Below are 5,086 nucleotides of genomic sequence, written 5' to 3'. Positions count from 1 at the left end.
CCGTGAGCGTCGTCGATGCACCGGCTTTCGCCCTCGCCGTGCAGTGTCATCCGGAATGGCGCCATGCGCAGGACCCGCTGTCGAGCGCGATCTTCCGCGCCTTCGGCGATGCCTGCCGCGCCCGCCGCGCCGCCCGCACGCGTGCCATGGCCGCCGCCGCGCTCGCCTGAGCGCCGACCAAACCAACGAGAACAGACATGCATGACATCGAAGATTTTCTGAAGCAGCACCGGATCACTGAAGTCGAAGCGATCATTCCCGACATGGCCGGCATCGCGCGCGGCAAGATCACGCCGCGCAACAAGTTCACGTCCGGCGAATCGATGCGCCTGCCGCAAGCCGTGATGGTGCAGACCGTCACCGGCGAATATCCGGAAGACGGCTCGCTGACCGGCGTGACCGACCCCGACATGGTGTGCGTACCCGACGCATCGACGATCCGCCTGATCCCGTGGGCCATCGACCCGACCGCGCAGGTGATCCACGACTGCGTGCACTTCGACGGCTCGCCGGTCGAGATCTCGCCGCGCTACGTGCTGCGCCGCGTGCTCGACCTGTACAAGGCGAAGGGCTGGAAGCCCGTCGTCGCGCCGGAACTCGAGTTCTACCTGGTCGACATGAACAAGGATCCGGACCTGCCGCTGCGTCCGCCGGTCGGCCGTACGGGCCGCCCGGAAACGGGCCGCCAGTCGTATTCGATCGAGGCCGTCAACGAGTTCGACCCGTTGTTCGAGGACATCTACGAGTACTGCGAAGCGCAGAACCTCGACATCGACACGCTGATCCACGAAGTCGGCGCCGCGCAGATGGAGATCAACTTCATGCACGGCGACGCGCTGTCGCTGGCCGACCAGGTGTTCCTGTTCAAGCGCACGGTGCGCGAGGCCGCGCTGCGTCACAACATGTACGCGACGTTCATGGCCAAGCCGATGGAAGACGAACCGGGTTCGGCGATGCACGTGCACCAGAGCATCGTCGACGAGGAAACGGGCCAGAACCTGTTCACGTCGCAGGAAACCGGCGGCGCGACGTCGATGTTCTACAACTACCTCGCGGGGCTGCAGAAGTACACGCCGGCACTGATGCCGATCTTCGCGCCGTACATCAACTCGTATCGCCGCCTGTCGCGCTTCATGGCCGCGCCGATCAACGTGCAGTGGGGCTACGACAACCGCACGGTCGGCTTCCGCATCCCGCATTCGGGCCCGTCGGCACGCCGCATCGAGAACCGTATCCCCGGTGTCGACTGCAACCCGTACCTCGCGCTCGCCGCGACGCTCGCGGCCGGCTACCTCGGCATGACGCAGCGCCTGGAGCCGACCGAGCCGCTCGTCAGCGACGGCTACGACCTGCCGTACCAGCTGCCGCGCAACCTCGAGGAAGGGCTGACGCTGATGGCCGCCTGCGAACCGCTCGGCGAGATCCTCGGCCACAAGTTCCTGAAAGCGTATTTCGCGCTGAAGGAAACCGAATACGAAGCGTTCTTCCGCGTGATCAGCTCGTGGGAACGCCGCCATCTGCTGCTGCACGTCTGAGCGTGCACCCAACCGAATACGGAATCACGGAGGAAACATGACGTACCGCAACGAATCTGCCTGGATCCAGCCGGCCGCACCGAGCGCCACGGCCGCCGCACCGCGCGCGACGCAGGCACGCACGACCGCCGAATACCGCGCGCTCGACGCCGCGCACCACATCCACCCGTTCTCGGACATGGGCGCGCTGAATCGCGCAGGCAGCCGCGTGATCGTGAAGGCCGACGGCGTCTACCTGTGGGACTCGGAAGGCAACAAGGTGATCGACGGGATGGCCGGCCTCTGGTGCGTGAACGTCGGCTACGGCCGCAAGGAACTCGCCGACGCCGCGTATCGCCAGATCCAGGAACTGCCGTTCTACAACACGTTCTTCAAGACCACCCACCCGCCGGTGATCGAACTGTCCGCGATGCTCGCGGAAGTCACGCCGAAGGGCTTCAACCACTTCTTCTATTGCAACAGCGGCTCGGAAGGCAACGACACCGTGCTGCGCCTCGTGCACCAGTACTGGCGCGTGCAGGGCCAGCCGCAGAAGAAGTTCGTGATCTCGCGCAAGAACGGCTATCACGGCTCGACGATCGCCGGCGGCACGCTCGGCGGGATGGGCTACATGCACGAGCAGATGCCGTCGAAGGTCGAGAACATCGTGCACATCGACCAGCCGTATTTCTTCGGCGAAGCAGCGGCCGGTGAAACGCCGGAAGCGTTCGGCCTCGCCCGTGCGCAACAGCTCGAAGCGAAGATCCTCGAACTCGGCGCGGAGAACGTCGCCGCGTTCATCGGCGAGCCGTTCCAGGGTGCGGGCGGCGTGATCTTCCCGCCGTCGACGTACTGGCCGGAAATCCAGCGGATCTGCCGCAAGTACGACATCCTGCTGGTGGCCGACGAAGTGATCGGCGGCTTCGGCCGTACCGGCGAATGGTTCGCACACCAGCACTTCGGCTTCGAGCCCGATCTGATCACGATGGCGAAGGGCCTCACGTCGGGCTACGTGCCGATGGGCGCCGTCGGCATTCACGAACGTGTCGCGCGGCCGATCATCGACAACGGCGAATTCAACCACGGCCTCACGTACTCGGGCCACCCGGTGGCAGCCGCCGTCGCGGTCGCGAACCTGAAGCTGCTGCGTGACGAAGGGATCGTCGAGCGCGTGAAGAACGACACGGGCCCGTACTTCCAGGCACTGATGCGCGAAACCTTCGCGCGTCACCCGATCGTCGGCGAGGTGCACGGCCACGGCCTCGTCGCGAGCCTGCAGCTCGCCGAAGCGCCGGCCGAACGCCGCCGCTTCGCGAACGGCGGCGACGTCGGCACGATCTGCCGCGACTTCTGCTTCAACGGCAACCTGATCATGCGTGCGACCGGCGACCGGATGCTGCTGTCGCCGCCGCTCGTGATCTCGCGGCCGGAAATTGATGAACTCGTATCGAAGGCGAAAAAAGCAGTCGATGCAACCGCCCAGCAATTGGGTATTTCGTAACGGTTTTGCCTATAGGCGTGCGGCGGGCGCCGCACGCCGCCATAACCAGGGGAATTCCACCATGCGTGCCTGCTTTCTTCGCCAAGCCTGTTCCGTTGCCGCCCTTGCCGCCGCGGCCGCGTTCACGTCGGTCGCCAGCCCGACGGCACACGCGGCCGACGAACTGAATGTCTACAACTGGTCCGACTACATCGCACCGGACACGATCCCGAACTTCCAGAAGCAGACAGGCATCCACGTCAAGTACGACAACTACGACAGCGACGACACGCTTCAGGCGAAGCTGCTGGCCGGCAGTTCGGGCTACGACATCGTCGTGCCGACGTCGAACTACATGGCCAAGCAGATCCAGGCCGGCGTGTACCAGAAGCTCGACAAGTCGAAGCTGCCGAACCTCGCGAACCTCGATCCGCTGCTGATGAAGATGATCGCGGATGCCGATCCGGGCAACCAGTACGGCGTGCCCTGGGCGTACGGCACGGACGGCATCGGCTACAACGCGCAGGCGGTGAAGAAGGCACTCGGCGACAAGGCGCCGGTCGACAGCTGGGCACTCGTGTTCGACCCGGCCAACATGGAAAAACTGAAGGGCTGCGGCGTGTCGTTCCTCGACCAGGCCGTCGACGTGTTCGCCGCCACGTTGCAATACATGGGCAAGAACCCGAACAGCACGAACCCCGGCGATTACCAGGCTGCGTTCGAAGTCCTGAAGAAAGTCCGCCCGTACATCACCCAGTTCAACTCGTCCGGCTACATCAACGACCTCGCGAACAACGACGTGTGCGTCGCGCTCGGCTGGTCGGGCGACGTCGGCATCGCGCATCGCCGCTCGGCTGAAGCGAAGCGTTCGTACGACATCAAGTTCTCGAACCCGAAGGAAGGCGGCCTGCTGTGGTTCGACGTGATGGTGATCCCGAAGGATGCACCGCACCCCGAAGCCGCCCTGAAGTGGATCAACTACGTGTCCGATCCGAAGGTCAACGCGGCGATCACCAACACGGTGTTCTACCCGACCGCGAACAAGGCCGCACACCAGTTCGTCACGCCGGCCGTCGCGCAGGATCCGACCGTCTATCCGCCGGAAGACGTGCTGAAGAAGATGGTGCTGATGAAGCCGATGCCGGCCGACATCCTGCGCCTCCAGAACCGCCTGTGGGCCCAATTGAAGACCGGCCACTGATCGCCCAGCATTCCGGCGGCGCAGGCATCGCTTCACGCCTGCCCGCCTGAGATCCGCGGACCTCCGTCCGCCCGCGCGCGCCGCGCGCACTGTTCCATCCGGCACGAGCCGTCGTCCGTGAGTCGCATTGCGCGCCTCGCGCGGGGGCGCTCACGCCTGCAATCCGTGAAGAACGAATGGTGAATCCCATGCAATCGATACCCTCTTCCGCTGCTGCACGACAGACCCAACCGGCCCCCGCGGCCCGTACGCAAAACGACGCTTTCGTCCGCATCGAAAACGTCGTGAAGAAATTCGGCGACAGCACCGCTGTCGACAACGTGAACCTGACGATCGCGAAGAACGAGCTGTTCGCGCTGCTCGGCAGCTCCGGCTGCGGCAAGTCGACGTTGCTGCGCATGCTTGCCGGCCTCGAGACGGCTACGTCCGGCAAGATCTTCGTCGACGGCGAGGATCTTGCCTCGCTGCCGCCGTACCGCCGCCCGGTGAACATGATGTTCCAGTCGTACGCGCTGTTCCCGCACATGACGGTCGAATCGAACGTCGCATTCGGCCTGAAGCAGGAAGGCACGCCGAAGAACGAGATCAAGGAGCGCGTGGCCGATGCGCTCGCGCTCGTGCAGATGAGCAAGTACGCGCAGCGCAAGCCGCACCAGCTCTCCGGCGGCCAGCAGCAGCGCGTCGCGTTGGCCCGCTCGCTGGTCAAGCGCCCGAAGCTCTTGCTGCTCGACGAGCCGATGTCCGCGCTCGACAAGAAGATCCGTCAGAAAACCCAGCTCGAACTCGTGAACATCATCGAGAAGGTCGACGTGACCTGCGTGATGGTCACGCACGATCAGGAAGAGGCGATGACGATGGCGAGCCGCCTCGCGGTGATGAGCGAAGGCAAGA

4 protein-coding genes and 1 pseudogene are annotated in these 5,086 nt (G+C 64.7%); all 5 read left to right on the top strand.

All coding sequences use genetic code 11. The annotated features are described in order from the left end of the window. Window positions 1-170: pseudogene (locus G3N93_RS34285) on the top strand (gamma-glutamyl-gamma-aminobutyrate hydrolase family protein); the annotation flags it as partial. Between the two features lie 27 nt (window positions 171-197). After that, the gene (locus G3N93_RS34280; protein ID WP_011353443.1) at window positions 198-1,535 is read left to right on the top strand and encodes a glutamine synthetase family protein; all 1,338 of its coding nucleotides are present in this window, start codon (window positions 198-200) and stop codon (window positions 1,533-1,535) included. 37 nt (window positions 1,536-1,572) lie between these two features. Next, entirely contained in the window at window positions 1,573-3,015 is a 1,443-nt protein-coding gene (locus G3N93_RS34275) for an aspartate aminotransferase family protein (RefSeq protein ID WP_174937579.1), read from the top strand. Between the two features lie 61 nt (window positions 3,016-3,076). Beyond that, the gene (locus G3N93_RS34270) at window positions 3,077-4,195 is read left to right on the top strand and encodes a polyamine ABC transporter substrate-binding protein (RefSeq protein ID WP_011353445.1); all 1,119 of its coding nucleotides are present in this window, start codon (window positions 3,077-3,079) and stop codon (window positions 4,193-4,195) included. Window positions 4,196-4,383: 188 nt separating this feature from the next. After that, a partial coding sequence (locus tag G3N93_RS34265) for an ABC transporter ATP-binding protein (protein ID WP_206134957.1) occupies window positions 4,384-5,086 on the top strand: 703 nt, incomplete at its 3' end.

The sequence above is a fragment of the Burkholderia sp. Se-20378 genome, from assembly GCF_017104665.1.
Lineage (GTDB): Bacteria > Pseudomonadota > Gammaproteobacteria > Burkholderiales > Burkholderiaceae > Burkholderia > Burkholderia lata.
Note: the sequence above shows the minus strand (reverse complement) of the source record. Positions and strands in the feature narration are given on the sequence as shown.